Here is a 25964-nt window from a genome sequence, read left to right on the forward strand (position 1 = left end):
TTGTGTTAGCTAACTTTATTTAGAACTTTCAGGTGTGTTGGTGGCTTTAATCCCTAGATGTGCCAAAGGCAGAAGTAGCTCATTTGACATCACGTTGTGATAGTTACCTTTATGAACCAAATCTTCATCACTTTCATCAAGAACCAGTTCGATATTGCTTGCCAGATCCGGAAGTAATAAACGAAATGTGTATTCCTTTACACGATTTAAGAAATCAGCCCCTAATTGCGTCAGTTCATCACCAATTACCACTAAATCAGGGTTTAATTGGTTAATATTGTTCACTAATCCATGTGCTAAGCACTTAGCTAAGTAATCAACCGCGTTTATCGCAGCAGATTCTCTGTCATGAAATGCATTTATTACCATTTCAAAGTCCGCGGATTCTAATGAGGCCTCTTCCTTGTAACGTTCAACCAAGGCTGTTGTTGAGCTATACAGCTCAAGGCAACCTAGATTGCCACACTTACATTGCGGCCCTTGAAAATTGATCGATGTGTGACCAATTTCTCCAGCCGTCCCTAAACTACCGTGATAAACCTGCCCTTCAATTACTAAGCCCGAACCTACACCCTGCCCAAGAGAGACATACAGTAAAACGCTTGCTTCATAAGTGCTTTGTAGCTGGCGCCAAACCGCGAGCGCAGCCAATTTTGCATCATGGCCTGCATAAATTGGATAGTCTGGAAATTGCTCTCGCATGTGGGAAATAAAATCAACATCTTGCCAATTTTTTGCGTCAGTCATCAGTATAATTTTATTATCTTGCTCTAAGAATGGGCCGGGCATCGCAACCGAGATCCCTAAAATGTCACCTTCCTGATCTTTCAGAACATCGCTCACTTGCTTGGTCAAATACTCGATCAGCTCTTCTGGGCTATTATCAGTATTAATTGGTTTGACTATGCTGGTTAGCGAAACACCATTGAGATCGTAGGTATCAATTGAGAAGTTAGTACGCTGTATTCGAACGGACACAATTCGTAGATGTTGGGTATTGAACCCCAGATAGATAGAGCTTCGACCACGTGCCGCTTTTCGCACACCAGTTTCAACAATAAGCCCTTGTTCAATTAAAGGTTTTATCGCTCTAGTCACCGTCGCTTGGTCAAGTCCAACCAATTGGCTGATCTCTTTTCTGGAGCAACTACCACTATTGTGAAGTGCATTAAGAATGACGCGCTTATTATGATTTTGTACATCATCTAACGAAACGCCCAGTCCGCTTCTCATAGGCTTATTCATAGTTCTCCTGACCAATTTGATCTGCAATAACGTTCCAATGGATCTACACAATATATAGAAAAAGTTAAGTTTCAATAAAATCATATAGTTAGAAATTGAGTCTACTTTACTTATGTGAGCGCAATCTCAAGTTCATCATACTATATTTGTTAGCTGCAATTAAATGAAATATATTTGATTGCAGGTTGCAATTAAATATATTTCGATAACATTGGAGGTCCTTGTGGTATTCGATAAGAAGAAGCATCAGGCAATTATTGATCAAGTTGAAGAATACATCGCTGAGCATAAAGATACGGTTAAGCAGCACCATTGGCGTGAGCATTACCATTACCAAGCACCGGTAGGCTGGATCAATGACCCGCATGGACTGATTCAATATCAGGGTAAATATCACCTTTTCTATCAACACCATCCTTTCACTGGTAAGTGGGGAACCATGCACTGGGGGCATGCAGTCAGCGAAGATCTCATTCACTGGGAAACACTGCCAGAAGCTTTAGCACCAAGCGAAGAATATGACGGTTGGGATGGCGGAGGTATCTTCACGGGTAGTGCTGTGAATAACGATGGTGTGATGACTCTTTTCTATACGGGATGTGCACAAGCTCGCCAAGTTCAATGTATGGCAACGTCGACTGATGGCGTTAACTTTGACAAATATGACGGGAACCCAATTTTATCTGATCCACCAGAGGGAATTAACCTACATGACTTCCGCGACCCAAAGGTTTGGAAGCATGAAGGCTCATGGTACATGGTGACCGGTGTAACAGATGGCGTGAGCGATCTAATTAACCCATCAAACTACGAGACCAATGGATTCGGTAAAGTCTGCCTTCACAAATCAGACAATTTAACCGATTGGGAATTCGTAGGTTATTGTGTAGAGAGTATGGGCGAACTCGGGACAATGCTTGAGTGCCCAAATATCTTCAAATTGGGTGACAAACACGTCCTTATGTATTCACCTATGGGTATGCAGCAACGTCAAGTAGTTTACCTTGTTGGTGACCTTGATTACCGAACCGGTAAGTTCCATTGGTCTACGATGGGCTCTCTAGATTGGGGATTCGACTACTACGCACCACAAGTATTCGATGATGAAAATGGGCGTACCCTAATCCAAGCATGGATTGGTTCATGGCCATTCATGCCATGGTGTGATGGCACTTACGATACCAGTGAACTGGGTTGGTACGGTAGTATCACTTTGGCCCGAGAAGTCTCTTTATGTCACGATGGGAAACTGAAGTTCACGCCTGTGCAAGAAGTTGAAAAATTGCGCCATTCTCCAAAAAGACATACAGAGCTCCAGTTAAACGATGGTGAAAAATTCGCATTTGAAGCTGGTGATAATGTTCACTGTGAAATCATTGCGGACATTGACCTAGCTGCAAGCGATTGTGACAGCGTTGTATTTGAAATTCGCAGTAAAGGTGAGCAGAAAACACTGATTGAGTTGGATCTAAAGAAAGGCGAACTGGCTTTCGATCGCACTCAATCGGGCAGTCGTTCAGCCTTACGTAGAACATGTCCACTAGAGTGTGCGAGTAAAGATCGAGCAAACATCCGTATCTTTATGGACAGTATTTCTGTTGAAATCTTTACCGATGGCGGCCGTACTGTGATGACCAATAACATCTTCTCTGATGAAGACAGTGCAGGTCTCTATGTCTACGCTCAGAACGGTAATGCAAGAATTGAGACACTAAAAACATTCGGTATGAAAAGTGTTGCTGAGTAACTGATTCAGCTTTCTCCTTCTTCTTTTTAGCCTAGCTTATTGCTGGGCTTTTTTGTACCTCAAAAAGTATCCCCTAATAAAAGTCCTGGTTATCCAACTCAAATAACGATCCTCAAAACAAAAACACGATCCTTTTCACATTCTAAATTCTATTTAATTGTTTCTTGCAATTAAATTAAGTAAGTTTAATTGCAAGAAACAATTAAATTACTTTGGAGAAGAAAATGGCTATCGTTACACTAAGACAATTACTGGATCACGCAGCAGAAAATGGTTACGCAGTTCCAGCATTCAACATCAGCAACATGGAGCAAGGGCTTGCTATTGTTCGCGCTGCAGCAAAATGTAATTCAGGTGTCATTCTGCAGGCGAGCATCAATGCTCGTAAAAGCTACGCTGGTGACGTGATGCTTTATAAGATGGTTTGCGCTCTCGCTGAAATGTTCCCGAAAACACCAATCGTTCTTCACCAAGATCATGGCAATAGCGAAGAAACATGCTTGTCAGCAATTCGCCACGGTTTTACATCGGTAATGATGGATGGCTCATTGGAGCGTGATGCTTCAACACCAAGCAGCTACGATTACAATGTAGATATTACTTCTCGTATCGCTCAATCTGCGCACTGGGTAGGTGCTTCAGTTGAAGGTGAGTTGGGTTGTATTGGCTCTTTAGAAACTGGCGAAGCGGAAGCTGAAGATGGCGTTGGTGCTGTTGGTATCCTTGAAAAGAGCCAATTGCTAACAGACCCAGATCAAGCCGTTGATTTTGTGAAAAGAACAAAGGTTGACGCACTAGCTATCGCTTGTGGTACAAGCCATGGTGCTTACAAGTTCACTCGCAAACCGGATGGCGATATCTTAGCGATGAACGTTATCGAAGAAATTCACTCGAAGCTCCCAACGACTCATCTAGTTATGCATGGTGCCTCATCGGTTCCTCAATACCTTCAGGATATGATCAATGAGAATGGCGGTGAAATGCCTCAAACATATGGTGTGCCAATCGAAGAAATTGAGCGCGGTATCAAACATGGTGTTCGTAAGGTAAATATCGATACTGATTGTCGTATGGCGATGTCTGGTCGCTTTCGTGAACTCGCGATGAAAAATCCGCAAGAGTTTGACCCACGTAAGTTCCTGTTAGCTGGAATGGACGAATTAACGAAGCTTTGTTTAAACCGATTTGAACGATTTGGTTGTGCTGGTCACGGTGACAAGATTACACCAATTTCTATGGATGATATGGCTACGCGCTACGCTAGCGGTGAGCTGTAATTCAAAGGAGTTCTACGTATGGGAAATTGTGTATTTATAGGCAGAAGCACGATTGATTTGATGAGCTTTGTTGAAGTGATGCCTGATCCTGATCAAAAGGTGAATGCAATTGCTGATTTTATTGGTGGTGGTGGGTCTGCACTCAATGCTGCCATTGCATGCAACGCATTAGGCTCTGATGTACACCTTTGGACATGTTTAGGTAAAGAGCACCTCTATAAATCGATAGTGACAGCAGAGCTTAATGAACACGAAATTTCGGTTGTGGATTTAAGTTTAGACGATGAATACCAGCTACCACTATCGAACATTATCTCTGCAAAGCAAACGGCATCTAGGCTCATCGTCAACGCTAGTCAGCCCGATTGCGAAAAGGTGATGAGTTTAGACCCGAAATGGCTAGATAATGCAAAGCTCGTATTACTTGATCAATATGAGCATCCGTTTGTTAGCGCAAACGTACAAGCTTTGGCTGAGTTTACTGGGGATATTGTGTTAGACGCTGGTACTTGGAAATCGCACAGCGAACAGTTTTTATCTCTCTGTACTATTCCTATTGTTTCAGAGGAATTCACCAATGGTGACAAAGATAAAATGCAGGCACTTTGCGACCAACACGGGATCAAAAAGTGGGCAATGACGCTGGGCGACAAAGGTGTTTTTTATAGTGATGAGTCCGGTAGCGGGTTAATCCCTGCACCTAAAGTGGATGCTATCGATACGCTAGGTGCTGGAGATATTTTCCATGGGGCTTTTTGCCATTACTACTTGGAGAGTCAAGATTTCCGTGACTCTCTGAAGAAAGCCAGTCACATAGCGGCATTATCATGTACCGAATTAGGAACCAGATCATGGCTAAAACACATTCGTTAACGGTTGATGACATTGCAAGCGTCCCTCAACTGGTCGCCAATACCTACCAAGAGTCTGGGAAACAAATTCTTGTCATCGGTATCTCTGGTGCTCCAGCGACGGGTAAATCAACATTGTCTGAATCCCTACTGTCTGGACTGTCACTGTTAGGATTTAAAGCCCAACTGTGTCCAATGGACGGCTTTCACTACTCCAATTCGGTACTGAAAGAGAAAGGACTGACGTCAGTCAAAGGTAGCATCGAAACATTTGATGTAACCTCATTGGCACATTTGCTTTCCAAAGCGGTGACGCCAAACACTGACGCATTTTTTTGGCCGAAATACTGTCGTGAGTTACACGATCCCATTGCAAAAGGTTTTTTAATTGAGCCAGACACTCAAATTATTTTACTCGAGGGCAATTACATCTACTCAACCGACGAAGACTGGCGACCAGTCAGCGATTTAATTGACTTGAAGATCTTTCTCACAGCAAGTGAAAAAGTACTCAGAGAGCGATTAATATCAAGACACCTAGCTGGTGGAAAGTCGAAACAAGAGGCGCTCGATAAAACCGAGCGCGTGGATCTAGTCAATGCGTTAAAAATAAAACAATACGAATCAAACGCAGACTACGTAATCCAGACGCACTAGAACAGCGTCCCATGTACCCTACAATTCTCATGGAGAGATCAAATGATTCTTAGCGAAAACAATAAGAAGATGTTCTTTTTAACATTCATTTGCGCTGCGGCAACGATTGGTGGGTTCCTATTTGGAATGGACACCATTGTTATTGGCGGCACGATCACGCAAATCACACAACAGTTCGAATTATCGACCTTACAACAAGGTTGGTATGTATCATCAGCGCTTGTGGGTTGCTTATTTGGTAGCATAATCGCAGGTCCTATTGCTGACTATGCTGGGCGTAAAAAACCTCTGATGCTAGGTGCTTTACTAGCTATCGTATCGGTGCTTGGCTGTATGTACGCAAACTCATTCAACTTACTGATCTGGGCACGTATCATTGGTGGCTTTGGCATTGGTATCGCGACCGTGGTTTGCCCTATGTACATTGCCGAAGTAGCTCCAGCAAGGCATAGAGGAAAACTCAGTAATCTGTTTCAAGTTGCCATTGTGATCGGTTTAACTTGCTCAGTGATCACCAACACATTGATTGTTAACTACAGCCAGGCTGCCGTTGTTACGGGTCATTACCTTGACCATTTCTTTATTACTGAAAACTGGCGTGGCATGTTCTCTGTTGAATTTTTGCCTGCAGTTATTTTCCTTGGTTTGGTAGCATTTTTTCCGGAATCACCTCGTTGGTTGATATCTAAAGCTAGAGAAAAGGAAGCGGCTAACATTCTGAGAAAGTTCTTAACCAAGGGTGAAGCAGAAGAAGCGATTATTGAATGTCGTCAAGTAATTCGCTCAGAGAAAGCAGGGTCATATAAACAATTAGTCAAAAATCCAGTGATGCGTTTCGGCTTGATGACGGGTGTATTACTAGCAATATGGTCAGAGTGGTCTGGCGTAACTGTTGTGATGTACTACGGCCCTGTAATGCTAGAAGAGATAATGGGCAACCAAGGTTCTGCACTGGGAGGTTTTGGTTGGATCTGCTTAGTAAGCGTTATATTTACCTCTTTATCAATGGTATTCATCGATAAAGTGGGTCGCAGAAAAATGCTAATAACCTCTGCACTTGGTTGTTTCACTTGTTTGATTGGTTTGGCAATATTCTTCGACAGACCTGATACTCCACCTATGTTGATAGTTGGTTTAATGGCGTTCTTTGTTGCCTTCACAGCACTAGGTTTAGGTCCTCTGAAGTTCACGATTTCAGCTGAGATTTTACCAACTTCAGTCCGTGGCCGCGCGGTCTCAATAACAACGGCAGCAATCTGGATTCAAGGTGTTATCTTGAACTCATTTACACCAGCTTTTAGAGAATCATTTGGAACATCGGCACTCTTCATCATGTTCGCGATTATCCTGCTTGGCCAAGTTTGGTTTGCGATAAAAATCCTTCCTGAGACAGCAAATCGTAGTTTAGAAAGTATCGAGAAAGAGTTAAAGCAACGATTTGATATAAAAGAGGTCGAAGAAAAAGAACTTCAGCCAAAGCAAGTATAGCGATTAGTTGTTGTTAATATAGATAGAGCCTCCAGTATGTGGAGGCTTTTTACTTTCACGAAACTTATCACGTATATTCCCCACTCACGCCCCAACTCAACCATTCACTCCTCATTATTACCATTCGTCGCATTGGTAAAACTGCGCGACAAATTCTCGTTAACCTTTCAACGTCAACATTTGAAAGGGATTAGAAATCATGACTACTTCACACTCATTTAATTCAGGCTCTACCACTTCTCTGCTTAAGCGTTCATTACTGGTTGCTCTTGTTTCGTTTGCACCGTCGTTAGCTTTGGCGAACCCAAGTTCAGACGTGCTCGATATCTACAACCAAGCGGCGCAAGGCAATGAAGACTTGGTTGAGGTGGCGTATGAACGCCTTAACGAAACGCTACAACAAGACGGTGCGACACCACTGACTTTGGTTTACCTAGGTAGCACAGAAACTCTGATGGGGCGTGATGCGTTCTTGCCTTGGAATAAGATGAAGTATGTGGAGAAGGGCTTATCAACCATTGATAAATCACTGGTGCTGCTGAAAGACGAAGACCAACCCATTCATGAGCAACCTCGTGTTCAAGGGCTGCCAGATTCTTACCTAACTCGCGCAATGGCTGCGGTGACTTACACCTCTCTTCCAGACATGTTTAACCATTTTGATCGTGGTTATGACCTGTTCCTCTCGTTACTCGCGGAAGATGATTTCCAACAACAGCATTTCGCAGCGACCTCGTGGATTTACCGTTACGCAATCACCGCATCGATTCGTGCTGAAGACTTCGAACAAGCACAGGTGTGGCTTGAAAAGATGGAAAACACCGATGCTGGCAACATCGAGACAATGACGGCTAAAGCCCTAATAGCGAAAGCCAAATAGCGGTTTACTAAAGCTCATTAACAACTGCGAACGCTTAAAAATTATGGGTCAGCGGAGGACAAAGGAATGATTGAATTTAAAAATATCGGCAAAGCATATGTCACGGGCGGTCAACGTGTTGATGCATTAAACGGGGTCGATGGTCAAATCAAACGCGGTGAAATGGTGGCGTTGTGTGGCCCTTCTGGGTCAGGAAAAAGCACACTTTTGAATATTCTTGGTTTGTTGGATATGAGCTATCGAGGACAGATCAATATTGATGGCCAACCGTATCCGACTGAGCAAATCGCCGCTGCGCGTTTTCGTCGTCAGTCGCTGGGTTTTGTGTTTCAGCGCTTCAATTTGGTTCCTGTGATGACCGCGCTAGAAAACGTCGCTTACCCATTGATGTTGAACCAATGCTCAAAACAAGAACAGCAGACCAGAGCTCAAGAGATGTTAGAGCGTGTTGGGCTAGGAGATTACGTTCATCACCGTCCAGACAACCTTTCAGGCGGTCAGCAGCAACGTGTTGCGATAGCCAGAGCGCTGATCCACAACCCAAGTTTGGTGGTTGCCGATGAGCCGACTGCAAGCCTAGACAGCCACACCGCCAATCTTGTGATCGACATTATGAAAGAGCTCGGCCATGAAATGGGCACGACCTTTATCGTCGCAACGCATGACCCAAGAATGGCGCAGCGTTGTGACCGAGTGATTGAGCTTATCGATGGCCAACTGGCGCCACAAGCTGCAACTACGGAGGCGATCTCATGGGCAAGTTAACACAAAGAATGAGCACTTTTTTGCTTCCTACCTCGGTGCGTTTGGCGTGGCTTAATTTATTGAGAAACGGTCGCCGCAGTTTGTTGTCGGTATTGATTATCGCCATCGCGGTATTTGCGCTGACCTCGGCTGGAGGTTATGGGCTTTACACCTATGAATCTCTGCGTGAATCGACCGCGCGCGATACTGGTCATCTCACTTTGAGTACGCCGGGATATTTTGAACAAGACGAAGACATGCCGCTGAGCAATGGTCTGGATAACGTTCAAGCGCTCACCAAGAGCATTATTGGCGACAGCGATGTGCGTGGGGTGCAGCCACGAGTTTATTTTAGCGGTTTGGTGTCTAACGGAAGCAAGTCGACCATCTTTATGGGAACAGGCGTTAATGAGCGCGAGTTCGACATGAAAGGACCTTTCCTTGATGTGCGCAGTGGTCAAACCCTATCGGATGTGAAATCACCAAGATACGACAACCAAGAACCACAAGTGATGCTGGGAACCGACCTTGCTCGTAACCTCAAAGTGGTCGTTGGCGATTGGGTAACATTGCTCGCCACTACCAGTGATGGTGCATTGAATGCTTTTGATTTTAAGGTGCAGGGTATCTATTCGACGGGTGTACCTGAGCTGGATAAGCGTCAGCTGTATGTTCATATCACCACTGCTCAAGAGCTTTTAGCCTCAGACAAAGTCAGTACCTTGTCGGTGTTCCTATTTGAAACAAGCAAGACCTCGACCGTGCAGCAACGCATTGAGGTGTTACTGAATAGACAAAGCGATCCACAAGCTCCCGAAATAGAGATCACCCCATGGCAAGATCGCGCGTTTTTCTACACCAAGGTTAAAGATCTTTATGACCGGATCTTCGGCATCATGGGTGCAGTGATGGCATTGGTGGTGTTTGTGTCGTTGTTTAACACCATGACCATGTCGGTGACGGAACGTACTCGTGAGATTGGCACCTTGTCGGCACTCGGTAGTTACCCTTCTGAAATCGTGGCAGGCTTCTTAAAAGAGGCGGGATTACTGGCTGTGATTGGCGGCGCGATTGGCGCTTTAGTGAGTGGTTTTGTGTCGGTGTTACTGCTAGTGGTTGATATCCAAATGCCACCACCTCCCGGCAGAACCGAGGGTTACCCACTCAACATTTACTTCTCATTGGAACTAGTTGGTTACGCCACTTTAGGTGTGCTGACGATATGTTTGCTGGCTGCTTATTTCTCTGCTCGCAAAGGCGTGAATAAGCCAATCACGGAGGCGCTGGTTTATGTATAAATTTACTCGTTCACTCACTGTTTTAGGTTCTGTATTGGTTTTGGTTCTAGCATCGACACCAAGCTGGTCAGTCGATTCACAACAAGTCACAGAGATGATCGCCAAGGCGGATAGTTACCGGTTGAACAGCGCACAAGCGTCCAAAGTGGTCTCTTTAGTCGCGCTATATCAAGACGACCAACTGGACAAAACCCGTGAATACAACGTCTACACAAGGCCAAACCGAGAGTCATTGGTGGTGTTCAAATCAGCCGTCGAGGCAGGTCAAAAGATGCTGATGATTGAAGATAACTATTGGTTATTGATGCCGAAATCACGCCGTCCCATTCGTATTACACCGATGCAAAAGCTATTGGGTGAAGCCTCGGTAGGGGACATCTCGACGCTCACTTGGAGCGAAGATTACCAAGGGGAGTGGGTTGCCGAGCAACAGGTTGAGATGCCGACTGGCGAGACACTCGATACCCATCATCTAAAGCTCGCGGCGAAAACTAAGGGTACCAGCTATCAATCGATTGATCTGTGGTTAACGGCAGACCGAGCGTTTCCAGTTAAAGCGGATCTTTATCTGCGTTCTGGAAAGCTGGCGAAACAAGCTTGGTTTACTGAAGGCGTGCGTGATGGATTACCCACAGTGATGTCGATGACCCTGCTCGATAAGATTCAACCAAGCAAGAAAACCGTGATTGAGTACCGCGAAGTGATTGAGCAAATCTTGGAAGACAAATATTACAACCCTGCTTATTTATCGCGTAATAGCGTATCTGGGCTGTAGGTGGACTTCATGAAAGCTTCCAATTGCCGATTCCACATCAAGTCTTCAATCGCGACTTTGCTTGTTTTGTCTTGTGTGAGTAACACGATTCAAGCGGACGATCTGAGCTTGGCGTGGGATTGGCAACTCAGTGCAGAAGCGATTGAATCGCGTGAGTCGCCATTTAGCCCCTTACCATCTGATAATCGTCAGTCTTTAAATGGTTTGCTGGATCTTGAGGTTGGATATGGCAATTGGCTTGGTCTGTTCGCAGTCAAAGCCAATGATATTCTGAGCAATAACCCTCAAGAACAAGACGCGAGCTTTGAATCTGAATTTATTGTGCGTGAGTTGTTCTGGCAAGGTGGTGTTGAGCTGTCGAATTCAGCGTTCGGTGACCACTATCTTGATGTTACGCTCGGTAAGGTTCGTTTGGATTGGGGCGTGGGCTATGGCTATCGACCTTTAGACATCATCAAGCCTTATCGCCAGAACCCCGTTGGTATTGTTGCAGAAGAGGGCGCAGGTGTGGCCTCGGCGTCATTGTTCGATATGACAGGAGAATGGACACTGCTTTACAGCGATTCGTCATGGACTTCTCAGGACGTAAATGAATTCGAAAAGCAGAATCAGCAACAAGGGTTTGGGGTACGTCGTTACAATTTAGTGGGCGACCACGAATATCAGTGGGTCGCTTATTATGACGATGTACGCCACGGCTTACTTGGGGCGAGTTTAGTGTCGGTGCTGAATCTCGCTTGGGAGTTTCATGGTTCGGTGGTCTATCAACGACAAAGCCTTGGCTACAGTCAGCCCAACTCACAGCTTAAACCGGTTTATCTTGAAGAGCAGGGCGAGGCTTATCAAGCGTTGGCAGGATTAACATGGGCCAATGACACGGGCCACAATGTGGTGTTGGAATACTGGTTTGATAGCCGTGCTTGGAGTGACTCTGAATGGCAAAGCGCAATAGAAAGTGCAGAGTCTTTGTCAGTTAATCCGATGACATCTTCGTTGGCAGGTTCTTACGCTCAAGGTTATCAACACGCCAATTTGGTTCAACACAACATCATGTTTCATTGGTCTCTGGATTCGACACATGGCTGGCTTGAAGATATCACGCCAACATTCGATGTCATGTTGTCTCCACAAGATGGTGGTTTTATTGCGACTCAGTGGCTCAATTATCAGGCTTTAGATAATGGCGATTCATCGTTGGATTTGGAACTTGCAGCACGCTTTCTAGGCGGTAAAAGTGATTCTGCTTACGCCAGCTTACCCGATAGTCATATGATTCTCTTAAATATCAAAGGACGATTTTAATGGACACTTCTTCAAACAGTCGATTTTCATGGATTAAGAGTTTCGCGTTCACCACGCTATTTTGTGTTCTTATTGCGATTACAACTCATACGATTTGGGGCGGCGGATTAACGGTTAACCTGGCAATCAGTTTTGGCTTTGGCTACAGCGCCGTAGGTTCTTCTTTCATCTTGGTTAAGTTGTTTAAGAGGACATCTCGAACGCTTGAAGTGGGTATCTCAATGGTGATCGCGATGACCTTTGGTACCTTGAACGCGCACTATTGGTTGAACGGGTATTTCGGGGCCAATATTTCGGATCTTAAATCTGTGGTGTTGCTCGGTGTGATCTTCTGTTCGGTTTGCTATTACTATTTCTATACCCGAGAGCAGCAGTTACGTGCCGACAATGAATTAGAAGTGGCCAAGCGTCGCCAAGCTGATCAAGAAAAGGTGGTGGTGCTGAGTCAGCTTAAGCAACTGCAGAGCCAAATTGAACCGCACTTCTTGTTCAACACGCTTGCGACCATCAATGTATTGATTGAGAGTGACAGCGCGAAAGCCAAGTTGATGCTCGAAAAACTGACTGACTTATTACGTGTAACTCTGAAAAACAGCCGCACCGAGCAATCGACCATCGCACAAGAGGTCGACTTGTTAGACGCTTATCTTAATATCCAAAAGATACGCTTGGGTGAGCGCTTAACGTTCTCGATTGAAACACACGAGACTAGTGATTTGCAGGTGATTCCCCCGTTCTTGATTCAACCCTTGGTCGAGAATGCACTCACGCACGGCATCGAGCCCAAAGCCGCTGGTGGCCAAGTGAATATTCGTATTACTCAACAAGCACAGCAGCTAAAAATTGAAGTGTCCGATAATGGTGCGGGGCTGAAAACGCCTTCTGCGAATACGGGTCACGGTGTTGGGTTAAGCAATATTCGTCAAAGAATCGAAACCCTGTATGGTGATAAGGCGAGCCTAACGATTACTGAACACGCTGAAGGTGGGGTAGTCTCAACGATCTTGTTACCGTTGACTGATGCAGCCGCCTAGAATTACAGACCAGAAAGCACAGAACAGTGACGAAAAATAGACGATTTACAGTGTGAATTTAAAGGACTAACCATGAACAACCCAGCAGTACAACCGAGCGTAACGGCGATTATCGCAGACGATGAAGCACTGTTAAGGCACCACCTAGACAAGAGTTTGGCTGAGGTTTGGCCGGAGCTAGAGATCGTCAGCAAGGCACAAAATGGTTTGGAGGCGATGCAGAGTATTCAGCAGCTTAAGCCCGACGTGGCTTTTCTCGATATTCGTATGCCTGAGCTAGATGGCATCTCGCTGGTGAAACAACTCAACAAGCTAGCTTCACCGCCATTGATTGTGTTTATCACGGCTTATGACGAATACGCGGTCAAAGCTTTTGAGCACAATGCGATGGATTACCTGCTTAAGCCTATCAATGAAGAGCGCTTACTGGCCACATGTCAGAAGGTGCAAGCGCGTTTGTCGAGCAGCCAAACGCAAACAGGTAATCCCTTTGAACAACCTGATATCACGGCGTTAATGGCTCAGCTTCAACAGCTATCACAATCGTCTTCCCAACAAAACAAGCAACAGTATCTCACGTGGCTCAAAGCCAGTGTCGGAGAAGACATTCACTTAATCGCAGTCGATGATGTGGCTTACTTCAAAGCGGAAGACAAGTACGTGTCTATATTCAAAACAGGCCAAGGCGGTTCGCTAGAGGAGTATATTCTTCGCGTATCATTAAAAGAGCTGATTGCGCAGCTTAACCCGGATGAGTTTTGGCAGATCCATCGCTCGGTGGTGGTGAAAGTGTCGGCCATCGATAAGGTGAAGAAAGGGCTCTCAGGTCAGATGTCGGCTTATGTGTCAGGGGAAAAGCTACCGATCAGCCGTGCCTCGCAAGCGTTGTTTAAGGGTATGTAGCGAACAAATAAAAGGCGCTACATATCGGCTTTATAATTCATTTGTGTAATTTATAAATCAAACATTTTCATACTTATATCGAGTGACTCCAAAATTTTAGTCGTTTGATTTAATGGCGAATTATTATACTTTTGCGATCGGATATATTGGAGGAAAGCCCTTCAAAGAGATCGTTATGAAAGCATACTATTTAGTCGTCGTATTGAGCTCCACATTGCTAGGTTGCAGTTCTACTCCTCATCAACAAACGTTATTGAAATCCGATCCATATTGGGTCACAGGTGAATTAGATAACGGTTTAACCTACCATGTTTACCCTGACCGAGAACAACCAGTATCGGTACGCTTACTTGTGCATGCCGGCTCTTTTCAAGAGAGCGATCAACAAAAAGGTTATGCCCATTTTGTTGAGCACATGGCGTTTAATGGCAGCAAAAATTTTTCAGGGAATGATGTAGTAGAGTTATTTGAGCAATCTGGTGCTAGCTTTGGCGCTGACTTAAATGCTTATACCTCTTATCAAGAAACCCTCTATAAGTTAGATCTACCCGACAACAAGAATCTAGATAAAGCGTTGGCATGGTTTAGAGATATTGGCGATGGTTTACTGCTGTCCGGAGTTGAGATCGAAAAAGAGAAAGGAGTGATATTAGGGGAATTTCGACACACACGAGTTGAAGATAAGCCTCTCTCATTTAAATTCTACGATCATATGGTTGAAGGCACGAATTACCAAACCAACGATCCCATTGGCAATAAAGAATCCGTTTCTAATGCGAATGTTCAAGAGTTAAATAACTATTACCAAACCTGGTATCAACCTCAGTTAACCGAGGTGATTGTCTCTGGTGATATCACTCTGGCAGAAGTGATCCCTTTGATTGAAGAAACTTTCTCTGATTGGCAAAGAGGCACAACACCGGTTCCCGTGAAGAACACGTCAGCGGATTACAATACTCAAGATTTTGTGGCGTATGGAGCTGGGAGCGAGCCACCGAGCATCGGGATAGTGATTGAGCGTGGGCAAAGAGTGACACAGAGCCATGAGCAACAACATCAGCTTTGGCTAGATGATATTGCTCAACAACTCATCCAACAAAGGTTGAATTCAGATTTTGTTGACGCTGCATTGCCAGTGCAATGGGTTGCTTCGACTCCCTATTTCTTAGAGTACAAAAGGTATTCCATTACTACGGTTGGCTTTCCTATCGATAGTCGAGAGCAAAGCCAGCAGCATTTTATCTCTACTCTCGCCTCATTGCGTGATCATGGTGTGAGCGAATATGAATTTACGAGTGTGATACAGCAATACCAAGCGAACCTTGATGACATTCAAGCTAACTGGGAGAGAATGGACGCAGTAGCTCATGCTGACGGCAAGTCGACGGCACTGGTGATTAACCAAACGGTTCAATCACAGCTTGATTATAAGTCGAGCTTGAAAGAGTTTCTTTCGAGTACGGATCTGGAAGCCGTAAATGATAATTTAGATGATTTACTTTCTAGCCCATATATTTTGGGATTAGGCTTATCGTCTAAAGAAGACTTGCAGGCAATGAATAACGAGCTAACAGGTGTCAGAAAAGCCTATAAAAAAACAGGCAACAGGCCATTGCTCGTTACTGCAAGCTCGGCGTTTAGTGTGCCAGCGTCTCAAGGCGAAATTGTAAAACAAGTTCAGGTGAGTGACGATCCTAATTTGAAGCAGTGGACATTAAGCAACGGTATTGAAGTTTTGTATCTCCGTAACTCTGAGGCAGGTAATAGTGTCGGGGTTTACTATGCAAGTGAAGGGGGAAAAGCGGCGTTGGATCCTTCGCTGTTTCCTGCTGTAGAGATTGCCCTGCCAGCTTCGATTCGTAGTGGTGTTGGTAAATTTAGTGGTTCGGAGTTAACCGCTCACTTGAGACGCGAAGACATTGAAATCTACCCCTTCATCAACTTTACTCATCATGGCTTAGAAATAAGCGCCAAGAAAAAGACGCTTGCAGAGGGTTTAGCTGCGCTCCACACCATTGTAACCGAACCTAAAATAGACAGTGCCCAGCTTGAGGCTGTGAAGTCTGAATTTGCTCAAGATCGTACAGCATATTTAGAAACACCTGTTGGTCAGTTTATTCAGATGGTTAATCGCAATAGCTATCAAACAAGCAGCCGTCACATGATGCTTGAAAGTGACGATATCAAAGCTGTCACGTCGCAAGATATACTAGACGTACAGCATCAACTCTTTCAAAAATTAAGAGACAATACATTGGTTATTGTTGCTGATATTAACCCCGCTGAAATTAAGCCTCTTGTGCGTCAATATGTTGCATCATTGCCATTAGAAGCCGCTGTGTCTCCGGATTATCAGGTGGCATATAGTACTGATTCGAAAGAACGAATGGATATATCCGTCAATAATGAAGACAGCAGTCAGTATTTATTGCGTGTGATTTCCCAGCAAGCTCGGGATAAAACTGCAAAAGATGTGTTTATGGACGACATGCTTCAGCGTGTATTGTCGAGTCGTCTAACGGCTTATGTTCGTGAAGAGTTAGGTTTGGATTATGCGCCTTATGTGTACTCGGTCGCGCAAGACAGTGAGCCTAGTTATGACTGGCTAATCGGCTCTTTAACGGCTCCAGAAAACTCAGATAAAATTGAACAGGCGATTGATAAGGTCATCGCTGAAGCGGCAAAAGGGATCTCTGAAGATGAGACTCGAACAGCCGCTAAACAGCTAGTAGCAGACCTCACTCCACTAAAATATAAGCCCACTCAACAAGCTTGGTTTATTTCTCGTTATTTGATTCATGATTATGGTTTTGAGGCGTTGTTCGACCTAGAGGGAACGGCTGACTCAATTTCTAGCAAAGACATGACAGAGTACGCTGAAGAAATTTTTGGTGATAACAGCTATCAATTGAAGAGCTTGTTAAGACCACAAGGGTAAGTCTATTGAGGTAAGTGGTTTTTCATGAAAGCCGCTTCTACTCTCTATATGTGGATTCACTTAGAAGCCAAATGTTCAAGCATTTGGCTTTTTTATTGCGCTGACAAGCGAGTCTAAAATCGATGTAATAGGCTCTTATCTAAATGCCGCTTTAAATGTGCACAGCGATCTTACATAACGATTGGTGGTTTATAAAATGAAGAGCTAGATCACAAAGATACTCATCCGGTTCAATATTAAATAATAATCGTTATCCCAATCTGTATATTGTCGGTGAATGACATTAAGAGGTTGTTATGAAAACATATTATTTAGCCACGGCTCTATGCCTCACCTTAGTTGGCTGTAGCTCAACATCAAAAACCACCGAAACGCCAATCCAGCCGGATCCGGCATGGACTTCAGGCCAACTAGAAAATGGCCTTACTTATCATGTTTATCCAGATCATGAAGAATCTGTCTCTGTGCGTTTAGTCGTGCACGCCGGTTCGATTCAAGAGACTGACCAGCAAGAAGGCTACGCGCACTTCTTGGAACACATGGCATTCAATGGCAGTAAGAATTTCTCTCAAAATGATGTGATTCGTCTATTCGAAGACGCAGGCGCTAGCTTTGGTGCTGATATTAATGCCTACACCTCTTATGAAGAGACGGTCTACCAGTTAGATTTGCCAGATAACATCCAATTGCAGTCTGCTTTAACGTGGATGCGTGACATTGGTGATGGCCTGGATCTATCAAGTTCAGAAGTCGAAAAAGAAAAAGGCGTGGTTCTTGGTGAGTTCCGTATGGCTCGCCTCGATGATAAGTCATTCGGAGATATATATTATGATCACTTCATTGAAGGCGGCCCGTACGAATCGCAAGATGCACTAGGGACGAAATCGTCGATCGTGAATGCCACTCCTCAAGGCATCACCAACTTTTATCAGACTTGGTATCAACCTCAAATAGTTGAGCTGGTCGTTTCTGGTGATGTGGACATCAAAACCGTGATTCCACTCATTGAAGAAAAGTTTTCTAGCTGGGAGCGTGGTGATACGCCGAGACCAGAGAAACAGAAAACGACGTCATTCAATGAAGGTGATTATGTTGAGTACGCAGGAAGAGAAGCGCCAAGCATCACTCTGACGTTTAACCGAGGTTTAAATAGAGTTGAAAATCATGCTCAGCAGCATCAACGCTGGTTAGATGAAACCGCTCAACAATTGATTCGACAACGGTTAGAAGCGGTGTTCAATGATGCTGCGCTGCCGACTCAATGGATAGCGTCTGATGGCTATCAGATGGGCGCTCTGCACTATTCATCAATAAGTGTTGGGTTTCCGGCTGGAGACCGTGAAGTTATCCAACAAGAGCTGCTTTCTACATTGGCGTCATTGCGTGACTTTGGTGTTTCGGAAACGGATATTGTTGGCGAACAGCACTACTACCAAGACTTGCTGGATAATATCGAGCGTGACTGGGATAAAATTGACAGCGTTGAACACGCGAACTACAAAGCGAGTGCGTTAGTCACTGATCGAATTGTCCAATCACAGAAAGACTATCAAGTCAGCTTGGAAGCTTTCATTGCTAACTTGAGCCTTGAAGTGATTAACGACAACATCAAGAATCTACTTTCTGATGATTACTTTATTGTTATTGGGATGGACGACTCCGAAGAAAGAACCGCGGTCATCGACTCTCTCGATAGTTTAAAAGCCACGTATAGCGAGGCGGGAGTTCCGGCGCTTGCGATTGGAACAGCCAGTGCTTTTGCTGTACCTAGCTCGCAAGGAGAGGTTGTACTTGCTGAACAAATGTCCGTTGACCCATACATCCAAAAGTGGACGTTAAGCAATGGTATCGACATGTGGTACCTGCGTGATTATGTGGCAGGTGATGATGTTGGGGTGATGTACATGAGCCTCGGCGGAAAAGCCGCTTTGGATCCGAGCTTGTACCCGGCAGTTGAGGTTGCGTTACCTACCTTCGCTCGAAGCGGTGTCGGTGAGTTTACGGGCTCTGAGCTTTTAGCGTACTTTGATCGTGAAAATATTCGCGCCGATTCTTTTATTGGTAATACTCGTCATGGTATTGAATTTAATATCAATAAAAACGGACTTAAAGATACGTTTGCTGCGCTTTATACCTTCATCACTGCGCCTAAAATTGTTCTCGAGCAGTTAGAGGCAGTGAAGCAGGAGTTTGTACAAGGTCAAGAATCTTTCTTGAGTAGCCCTGTTGGTCAGTTTGAACTAGCGGTAAACCATAATATTTATCGTCAGGAAAGTGGTCATTATCTTGTTGATAAAGAAAGCGTTGAAGCGGTTTCTGTGGAAGATGTCGCTAATCTTCATCAGCAGCTGTTTGGTCAAATGAGAGATAACCAATTGGTGGTCGTGGGTGACATCGACCCAAGTGAATTAAAGCCTTTGGTTGAGCAATACTTGGCTTCGATTCCATTAGACAAAGCCGAGGTTCCTGAATTTAAGGTTGCTTACAAGCAGCCATCTGAATCACGCATTGATTTAGCGATCAACAATGTGAATAGCGCAGAGTACATCCTACGAGTTATCTCTGAGTCTAGTAGTGAAGTTAAAGTGTCGGCAAAAGATATCTTCACGGAAAACTTGCTAGAACGACTGCTGGCAACTCGTTTAGATGCTTATATTCGTGAAGAGTTGAGCTTAGATTACTCGCCATATACGTATTCAGCATCCGCAGATAGTGAGCTGAGTGGTGAGTGGGTTATCGGGGCGATGGTAGCGCCGGAGAACGTTGATCAAGTCGAAGTGGCGATCGATAAAGTGATTGCAGACCTTTTACAAGGCGTCTCTGAAAAGGAAATGCACGCAGTCGTGAAACAGTTTGAAGCGGACTTCACGCCTCTCGAGATGAGCTCTATTGACCAAGCATGGTACCTGTCTCGTTATTTACTTCATGGTTACGATATCGAAGCTTTGTCTCAAGTTGAGCGAGTGGCGAGGTCGATCACTGCGGAAGACATGAATCAACTTGTCCAACGCATCTTTGGTGAAGATAGCCGTAAGGTTAAGAACATCATGCGTCCTAAAGCCTAAAGCCTAAAGCCTAAAGCCTAAAGCCTAAAGCCTGAAACCAACAGAAAGAGACAACCCAAAGCCAAGCGATCACCGCTTGGCTTTCTTGTTTTTCCACCATTCATAACGTCTATGCATCACCTGCTGTTAAGCCGTTTTAGATCTATGTAAATCTAAATTTCGAGAACGCTTAATCGGTTGCATCGTATCATTTTCTAAAAAAATGTTTTAAATCAAGACAGCGTTTCATTTGTATTGTAGATTGACGATCTACGAGAATGTTGTTTGGATATTAGATTGCTTAAACTGGGTACCCGATTAGTCTTAATGTTGTTTTTACTGAGCTTTGGCTTAGTGAATTCTAACGGCTATTCGTTTCCTTCTAAGCCATTTCAAATATGCTCGACTCAAGAGCAATCTTCACAGAATGATCTTTGTAAACAAGCCGCTACGGATAATCCGTCGAGCTACTTAGAGTGCGATAAGGCTCAGTTTGGCACCGTGCCTTCTGGTGACAGTTCCAACTATCACGACACCGAATCTAGCCTTCAAGCAGCAAACTTCAGACGTATGCTCAGTAACGAGCAAGAAAGCGTGGCCGATCTTGAGCCTGCTTATCATCTACTGATCGACTTCTCTCCCCCTTCATTACTGGCTTCTCTGCTTTTCAACACACCATTGTTGGATTCCAAGCAGCACTGGACCAGCATTGTGAGTTCTCCGTCCTCCCGGCTTGCTGGGTGGAAAGAGGGCAATATCCAATACTCGCATTTCCGAGAACTTCTTAGCTAATCGTTTGACCCTAAATTGGTCGTATCGATGGTCACTTGTGACCGTTGAACTCGCCAATTAACCAAAACAAACATAGCGACATCAGCTTTAGCATCACTATCTTTCAATCAGCTTGTTCTGGTTGCGATTAGCCATTGCTCGTGTTCGCAAAATATTAGACATACCAATCGTAGTAAATAACTGGTCACCCTAGCTGGTTAAAATGCTCGATCACTGCTTTTTTCTAGTGCTATTTTTGAGCACGTATTTACGGTGATTGGTAGAAAGAAGAGATCTTGACTGTGAAAAAACGCATTCAAAGAAAACAAATAAACCACTACTCAAAGTGGAAATACGTGGTGCTTGTCGCCACTATCATCATCATGGTTCTGAGTGCTTTACCTTCTTGGTATGGCGAGAACGCATCGGTTCAAATTAACAATCGTTCTGAACAGACCATCGATGCGAGTCAAATTACCCAATACCTTGCGAGCGAAGGCATCCAAGCCAAATCGGCATTCCAAAAAGACAATCGTTTGGTTGTCATCTTGGAAGATGCAGAACAACAAGCGAAAGCCAAAGAGGTGCTGAATGAGCACCTATTGGACAACGCGACGGTTGCACTAGCGATGGAGCCAGCAGCTCCGAAATGGCTGACTGACATGGGTTTCGCACCGATTCAGCTAGGCCTTGATTTACGTGGTGGTGTGCAGTTCCTGCTAGAAGTGGACATGGAACCGGTTTACCACGCACAAGCGCAATCTGTGGTCGATGAAATCACCAGCCAAGTGCGTTATGCACGCGGTAAAGTGGTGAATAACCAAGTTGAATTTAACTTCCGTACTGATGCAGATTTCGAGAAAGCACAAAAGCTGATTCGCGAAGAGTTCCCACAATGGCAACGTGACCGTTCAGATAAATCACTAACGTTAACTCAGTCTGAAGAAGAGCAAAGAACGCTACGCAACCTAACGGTTCAACAAAACCTACAGATCATGCGCAGCCGTATTGAAGAGCTAGGCATCACTGAGGCATCGATTCAACGCCAAGGTGAAAGCCGTATCCGTATCGAATTACCGGGTGTACAAGACCCTGCAGCTGCGAAAGACGTGATTGGTGCTACGGCTTCATTAGCGTTCTACTCTGTGTACGACAACGCAACGCGCAATACTCAAACTCTGAAAGATTCAGATGGTAATCGTGTCGTGGTTGCTCGCAAAGCGGTATTAAGCGGTGAACATATTATCGATGCACGCAGTGGCATTGGTGAGATGGGCAGTGCAGAAGTAAACATTACGCTGGATTCTTCTGGTGGTAAGAAAATGTCTGAGTTTTCTCGCCATAACATCGGTAAGCCAATGGCGACCGTTTACAGCGAATACAGCCGTGACAGAGCCGGTAACAGCGAAAAAACCAGTGAAGTGATCAGTGTTGCGAACATCCAATCTCAACTGGGTAGCCGTTTCAGAATCACAGGTGCAGGCAGCATGGTAGAAGCACAAGAGCTTGCTCTACTGCTACGTGCGGGTTCATTAACAGCGCCTGTTACCATCATTGAAGAGCGTACCATTGGCCCATCTTTGGGTGCTGAAAACGTAACGAATGGCTTTGCTGCTTTGGCTCTTGGCCTTGGTCTTACTCTAACGTTTATGGCGCTATGGTACCGCCGTCTTGGCTGGGTCGCGAACTGTGCATTGGTGGTTAACATGACCACGTTGTTTGGTTTGATTGCCTTGCTACCGGGTGCGGTATTAACTCTGCCGGGTATTGCGGGCTTGGTACTGACCGTCGGTATGGCGGTGGATACCAACGTGCTTATCTTCGAGCGTATTCGAGACAAAATGAAAGAAGGGCGTAGCTTTGCTAGCTCTATCGATCGTGGTTTCGATAGCGCATTCTCGTCAATTTTCGATGCTAACGTCACCACCATGATCGTTGCTGTGGCTCTATACACAATCGGTAATGGACCGATTCAGGGCTTCGCTTTGACACTGGGCTTAGGTCTTCTAACCAGTATGTTCACGGGCATTTTTGCTTCACGAGCGATCATCAATTTGGTTTGGGGGCGTGACCAACGCCACGATGTAAGGATTTAAGCATGAGTACTTCAAAAATGACTATTTCAGACCGCTATTTTTCAAATAGCTATATTTCGGATAAGAATATGACTCGCCTTCGTAAGGTGATGTCTGCGATATCTATTGTGCTGTTCATGAGCTCTGTGATGCTGGTGGCGGTGAAAGGTTTTAATTGGGGCTTGGACTTCACAGGTGGTGTGGTTGCTGAGGTTCAGCTTTCTGATCAAGTCACCAAAGATGCGTTAAAAACAAAGCTTAATACGGCCTTCCAACAAGATGTGCAAGTGGTTGGTATGGCAGAACAGGATCGCTGGACAATCCGTTACAGCCAACTGACAGACGCTCCACAGCCAAACTTAGTGGATGCTTTGTCTTCTGTAAGTGACCAAGTAAAAGTGCTTAACAGCAGCGTGGTTGGCCCTCAAGTCGGTCAAGACATGGTTGACCAAGGTGGCTTGGCGGTATTGGTGTGTTTCCTAATGATCATGCTGTACCTGAGTGTACGTTTTGAATGGCGTTTAGCACTCGGCGCCCTTGCAGCGATCATCTATGACGTGACGCTTATCTTGGGTCTGTTCGCTTTTACTCAGTTCGAGTTCAACTTGACTGTGTTAGCCGCTGTGTTGGCGATTTTGGGTTACTCGTTGAATGACTCGATCATCATTGCCGACCGTGTTCGTGAAATGCTGCGTGGCAATCCAAACGGTGACACTGATAACCTGCTTAACGAATCGGTTAAAGCGACCTTCTCACGCACTATGGTGACTTCAGGTACAACGCTAATCACCGTATCTGCACTTTGGCTACTTGGCGGTGCTGCACTACAAGGATTTGCGATTGCACTGGTTGTAGGTATTGTCAGCGGTACGTGGTCTTCAGTGTCTGTCGGTATCACACTGCCTAAGTTACTTGGCCTACAGCCTTGTCACTACCAAGTGAAAGCGCCGGTAGAAGTTGAGGGCGAGTACCCTTAAGCTCTCTGTTGGTTAACTGTACGACTTAGTCAGTAACGTCAACAAGCCCTTCGTTTATAACAAAACGAAGGGCTTTATTTTTTATAAGAGTCAGACAGTTACAGAAAAGAGAGCCTATTTCAAAAAACGATGGATTGAGCAGGCAAGCCCTCATGATATGAAGTATGTTTAGATGACGTTCGTAGAAATGAGGCAAGGGAATGGAATATCGACATCAATGTCATGTAGGCGACCATGGTGATGCGCTAAAGCATCCAGTATTGAGTGCACTTGTTCAGTCATTAATGCAGCAACATTCACGCCTCAATGTTATCGACACGCACTCTGGTACAGGGTGTTATGACCTCACTACCGCACCAAGCAATCATGCTGGTGAGTTTGCTGAAGGGGTCGGGTACTTGTGGCGAAACAAGGCTTATCTACCGCCAGCATTTAGCTCTTTTATGTCGGTGCTGGAATACTACAATCCGAATCAACTTATCTCTCTTTATCCGGGCTCAGCAGCCATCACTTACCAACAAGGCCGCAGCCAAGATAGCTTCTATTTTTCAGACATTCAGCAAGATGAAGCTGACCTACTACAAACCAACATTGAGAAGCTACAACGCGATCTCGATGTCTCAAGTAAGCTCACCATTACCGCGGGCGATGGCTTGAAAGCACTGCCTGATGACATAGCAAAACACGACAACCATCACCTGATTGTTATCGATCCACCCTATGAAACCGATTCTGAATATCTCGCAGTGATCGATGCCTTGGTTAAGGCGTATCAACAGTCTGAAAAGGTATCGGCCCTGATTTGGTATCCGCTTTACACGGATGATAAGAGCTCACTGATTCTGAACCACTGCGTGACAGCGGTGAAAGATGGCTTGCTACCAAGTCCGATTAAGTCGGAACTTCGCCTTCGAGATCCCAAAGGTGATGATCGCCTGATCGGCAGTGGTTTACTGTTGTTCAATCCACCACAAGGCATTGCGGGAACGGTCGCAGATACGCTCGATTATTTACACAGCCAACTCGCGACTAATGGTGAAGGTTACTGGCAAATGAGAAGCTTATAGGTCTGATTTTTATGGGTTTTATGATGGTTTTCTAGACATCAATCACTAAATCACTGTTATCTATGTGGTTTAAATTGACCAAACGCTAACTTTTATCGATTGATTAATTGCAGTGAATCATTTAAAAATAGAATATCAATGCGCACAAGTGCATAATGGCTCATAAGTTAAATAATTAAACTAGATTGTGGTTTACCCCCTAAACTGCATAAGGCTCGCACTAGTCATGCGAGCCTTTCTTTTGCCTGAAGGAAAACTCAAGGCATCACTATCACTTCAAGATCTACTACAAAGCTGGATAATCGATATAGCCTTTTTCGTTGCCGCCGAATAGCGTAGCGCCATCGAGATCGGATAGTTCGCTGCCGTTTTGAAGGCGTGAAACGAGATCGGGGTTTGCTACGAATGGGCGACCAAATGCGACGAGGTCGGCGTAGCCTTTACTTAACACTTCTTCGGCGCGTTGTGGTGTGTAACTGCCAGCGACGATGATGGTGTTGGAGAACAAGGCTCTTAGTTCGACACGGAAGCTTTCAGGGATAACCGGAGCATCATCCCAATCGGCTTCTGACAGGTGCAGATAAGCGATATTACGCGCTTGCAGGGCCTTTGAAGCTTCTAAAATCGTTGGCACGATGTCTGGGCAGTTCATGTCTTTGAAAGTGATGAACGGAGCCAAGCGTACGCCTACTTTGTCTGCGCCAATTGCTTCAATCACTGCATCCACAACTTCGATTAGAAAGCGAAGTCGGTTCTCGCGGCTACCGCCGTAGTTGTCGGTGCGTTTGTTTGAGTTGGTTCTTAGAAATTGATCGATAAGGTAGCCATTGCCACCGTTGTGCAGCGTCGCGCGTTTTGAACACTTGCACCCTACCAAAATGAACAATGATG

At 44.9% G+C, this 25964-nt stretch carries 19 protein-coding genes and 1 pseudogene; 18 read left to right on the top strand and 2 right to left on the bottom strand.

Features of this window, described 5'->3' with window-relative positions; translation table 11 throughout:
* Positions 1 to 15: 15 nt before the first annotated feature.
* Entirely contained in the window at positions 16 to 1245 is a 1230-nt protein-coding gene (locus tag AB6E85_RS02005; RefSeq protein WP_059017936.1) for an ROK family transcriptional regulator, read from the bottom strand.
* Positions 1246 to 1468: 223 nt separating this feature from the next.
* Here AB6E85_RS02005 and AB6E85_RS02010 point away from each other — a divergent pair, with 223 nt between their 5' ends.
* From AB6E85_RS02010 to rlmJ, 18 genes are all read left to right on the top strand, one after another.
* The gene (locus tag AB6E85_RS02010) at positions 1469 to 2992 is read left to right on the top strand and encodes a glycoside hydrolase family 32 protein (RefSeq protein ID WP_059017939.1); all 1524 of its coding nucleotides are present in this window, start codon (positions 1469 to 1471) and stop codon (positions 2990 to 2992) included.
* A 224-nt stretch (positions 2993 to 3216) separates the two neighbouring features.
* A complete protein-coding gene (fba, locus tag AB6E85_RS02015) occupies positions 3217 to 4269 on the top strand; it encodes a class II fructose-bisphosphate aldolase (protein ID WP_061037753.1) in 1053 nt (350 codons plus the stop codon).
* Positions 4270 to 4287: 18 nt separating this feature from the next.
* Positions 4288 to 5142, top strand: a complete 855-nt coding sequence (locus tag AB6E85_RS02020) for a PfkB family carbohydrate kinase (RefSeq protein ID WP_061040086.1) — start codon at positions 4288 to 4290, stop codon at positions 5140 to 5142.
* Positions 5121 to 5777, top strand: coding sequence for a hypothetical protein (locus AB6E85_RS02025; protein ID WP_061037751.1), 657 nt, complete (start codon positions 5121 to 5123; stop codon positions 5775 to 5777). The genes AB6E85_RS02020 and AB6E85_RS02025 overlap by 22 nt, the downstream gene beginning before the upstream one ends.
* A 42-nt stretch (positions 5778 to 5819) precedes the next feature.
* Positions 5820 to 7265 carry a sugar porter family MFS transporter gene (locus tag AB6E85_RS02030; RefSeq protein ID WP_059017946.1) on the top strand — a complete coding sequence of 482 codons (1446 nt, stop codon included), beginning with the start codon at positions 5820 to 5822 and terminating at the stop codon, positions 7263 to 7265.
* A gap of 199 nt (positions 7266 to 7464) precedes the next feature.
* Entirely contained in the window at positions 7465 to 8145 is a 681-nt protein-coding gene (locus AB6E85_RS02035; protein ID WP_050632619.1) for a hypothetical protein, read from the top strand.
* Positions 8146 to 8211: 66 nt separating this feature from the next.
* The gene (locus AB6E85_RS02040; RefSeq protein WP_050632618.1) at positions 8212 to 8910 is read left to right on the top strand and encodes an ABC transporter ATP-binding protein; all 699 of its coding nucleotides are present in this window, start codon (positions 8212 to 8214) and stop codon (positions 8908 to 8910) included.
* Positions 8898 to 10187, top strand: coding sequence for an ABC transporter permease (locus tag AB6E85_RS02045; protein ID WP_050632617.1), 1290 nt, complete (start codon positions 8898 to 8900; stop codon positions 10185 to 10187). The genes AB6E85_RS02040 and AB6E85_RS02045 overlap by 13 nt, the downstream gene beginning before the upstream one ends.
* Positions 10180 to 10962: an outer membrane lipoprotein-sorting protein gene (locus AB6E85_RS02050; RefSeq protein ID WP_372141218.1), complete on the top strand. Its 783-nt coding sequence runs from the start codon at positions 10180 to 10182 to the stop codon at positions 10960 to 10962. Before AB6E85_RS02045 ends, AB6E85_RS02050 begins: the two co-directional genes overlap by 8 nt.
* Before the next feature lie 9 nt (positions 10963 to 10971).
* Entirely contained in the window at positions 10972 to 12264 is a 1293-nt protein-coding gene (locus tag AB6E85_RS02055; RefSeq protein ID WP_372141219.1) for a hypothetical protein, read from the top strand.
* Positions 12264 to 13298, top strand: coding sequence for a sensor histidine kinase (locus tag AB6E85_RS02060; RefSeq protein WP_372141221.1), 1035 nt, complete (start codon positions 12264 to 12266; stop codon positions 13296 to 13298). The genes AB6E85_RS02055 and AB6E85_RS02060 overlap by 1 nt, the downstream gene beginning before the upstream one ends.
* Positions 13299 to 13370: 72 nt before the next feature.
* Complete coding sequence (locus AB6E85_RS02065) at positions 13371 to 14201, top strand: LytR/AlgR family response regulator transcription factor (protein ID WP_372141223.1); 831 nt, start codon at positions 13371 to 13373, stop codon at positions 14199 to 14201.
* A 175-nt stretch (positions 14202 to 14376) separates the two neighbouring features.
* Positions 14377 to 17139, top strand: a complete 2763-nt coding sequence (locus AB6E85_RS02070; protein ID WP_372141225.1) for a M16 family metallopeptidase — start codon at positions 14377 to 14379, stop codon at positions 17137 to 17139.
* A gap of 296 nt (positions 17140 to 17435) precedes the next feature.
* Positions 17436 to 20204 carry a M16 family metallopeptidase gene (locus tag AB6E85_RS02075; RefSeq protein ID WP_372141227.1) on the top strand — a complete coding sequence of 923 codons (2769 nt, stop codon included), beginning with the start codon at positions 17436 to 17438 and terminating at the stop codon, positions 20202 to 20204.
* Between the two features lie 306 nt (positions 20205 to 20510).
* Positions 20511 to 20975 carry a hypothetical protein gene (locus AB6E85_RS02080; protein WP_372141243.1) on the top strand — a complete coding sequence of 155 codons (465 nt, stop codon included), beginning with the start codon at positions 20511 to 20513 and terminating at the stop codon, positions 20973 to 20975.
* A gap of 275 nt (positions 20976 to 21250) precedes the next feature.
* A complete protein-coding gene (secD, locus tag AB6E85_RS02085; RefSeq protein ID WP_372141229.1) occupies positions 21251 to 23050 on the top strand; it encodes a protein translocase subunit SecD in 1800 nt (599 codons plus the stop codon).
* A gap of 2 nt (positions 23051 to 23052) precedes the next feature.
* Complete coding sequence (secF, locus tag AB6E85_RS02090; RefSeq protein ID WP_372141231.1) at positions 23053 to 24006, top strand: protein translocase subunit SecF; 954 nt, start codon at positions 23053 to 23055, stop codon at positions 24004 to 24006.
* A gap of 200 nt (positions 24007 to 24206) precedes the next feature.
* Positions 24207 to 25073, top strand: coding sequence for a 23S rRNA (adenine(2030)-N(6))-methyltransferase RlmJ (gene rlmJ / locus AB6E85_RS02095; RefSeq protein WP_048614132.1), 867 nt, complete (start codon positions 24207 to 24209; stop codon positions 25071 to 25073).
* A 286-nt stretch (positions 25074 to 25359) separates the two neighbouring features.
* On the opposite strand, the pseudogene AB6E85_RS02100 reads toward rlmJ, so the two are convergent.
* Positions 25360 to 25964, bottom strand: a pseudogene (locus AB6E85_RS02100) (alkene reductase); the annotation flags it as partial.

The sequence above is a fragment of the Vibrio sp. 10N.247.311.51 genome (assembly GCF_041467855.1).
Taxonomy (GTDB): domain Bacteria; phylum Pseudomonadota; class Gammaproteobacteria; order Enterobacterales; family Vibrionaceae; genus Vibrio; species Vibrio coralliirubri.

Excerpts from the sequence above, each read along its gene's own strand:
- AB6E85_RS02080 (WP_372141243.1), top strand. The coding sequence starts at position 20,511 with ATGTTGTTTTTACTGAGCTTTGGCTTAGTGAATTCTAACGGCTATTCG.
- AB6E85_RS02040 (WP_050632618.1), top strand. The coding sequence starts at position 8,212 with ATGATTGAATTTAAAAATATCGGCAAAGCATATGTCACGGGCGGTCAA.
- AB6E85_RS02045 (WP_050632617.1), top strand. The coding sequence starts at position 8,898 with ATGGGCAAGTTAACACAAAGAATGAGCACTTTTTTGCTTCCTACCTCG.
- AB6E85_RS02035 (WP_050632619.1), top strand. The coding sequence starts at position 7,465 with ATGACTACTTCACACTCATTTAATTCAGGCTCTACCACTTCTCTGCTT.
- AB6E85_RS02075 (WP_372141227.1), top strand. The coding sequence starts at position 17,436 with ATGAAAACATATTATTTAGCCACGGCTCTATGCCTCACCTTAGTTGGC.
- AB6E85_RS02030 (WP_059017946.1), top strand. The coding sequence starts at position 5,820 with ATGATTCTTAGCGAAAACAATAAGAAGATGTTCTTTTTAACATTCATT.
- AB6E85_RS02060 (WP_372141221.1), top strand. The coding sequence starts at position 12,264 with ATGGACACTTCTTCAAACAGTCGATTTTCATGGATTAAGAGTTTCGCG.
- AB6E85_RS02025 (WP_061037751.1), top strand. The coding sequence starts at position 5,121 with ATGGCTAAAACACATTCGTTAACGGTTGATGACATTGCAAGCGTCCCT.
- AB6E85_RS02070 (WP_372141225.1), top strand. The coding sequence starts at position 14,377 with ATGAAAGCATACTATTTAGTCGTCGTATTGAGCTCCACATTGCTAGGT.
- AB6E85_RS02050 (WP_372141218.1), top strand. The coding sequence starts at position 10,180 with ATGTATAAATTTACTCGTTCACTCACTGTTTTAGGTTCTGTATTGGTT.
- AB6E85_RS02055 (WP_372141219.1), top strand. The coding sequence starts at position 10,972 with ATGAAAGCTTCCAATTGCCGATTCCACATCAAGTCTTCAATCGCGACT.
- AB6E85_RS02020 (WP_061040086.1), top strand. The coding sequence starts at position 4,288 with ATGGGAAATTGTGTATTTATAGGCAGAAGCACGATTGATTTGATGAGC.
- AB6E85_RS02005 (WP_059017936.1), bottom strand. The coding sequence starts at position 1,245 with ATGAATAAGCCTATGAGAAGCGGACTGGGCGTTTCGTTAGATGATGTA.
- rlmJ (WP_048614132.1), top strand. The coding sequence starts at position 24,207 with ATGGAATATCGACATCAATGTCATGTAGGCGACCATGGTGATGCGCTA.
- secF (WP_372141231.1), top strand. The coding sequence starts at position 23,053 with ATGAGTACTTCAAAAATGACTATTTCAGACCGCTATTTTTCAAATAGC.
- AB6E85_RS02065 (WP_372141223.1), top strand. The coding sequence starts at position 13,371 with ATGAACAACCCAGCAGTACAACCGAGCGTAACGGCGATTATCGCAGAC.
- fba (WP_061037753.1), top strand. The coding sequence starts at position 3,217 with ATGGCTATCGTTACACTAAGACAATTACTGGATCACGCAGCAGAAAAT.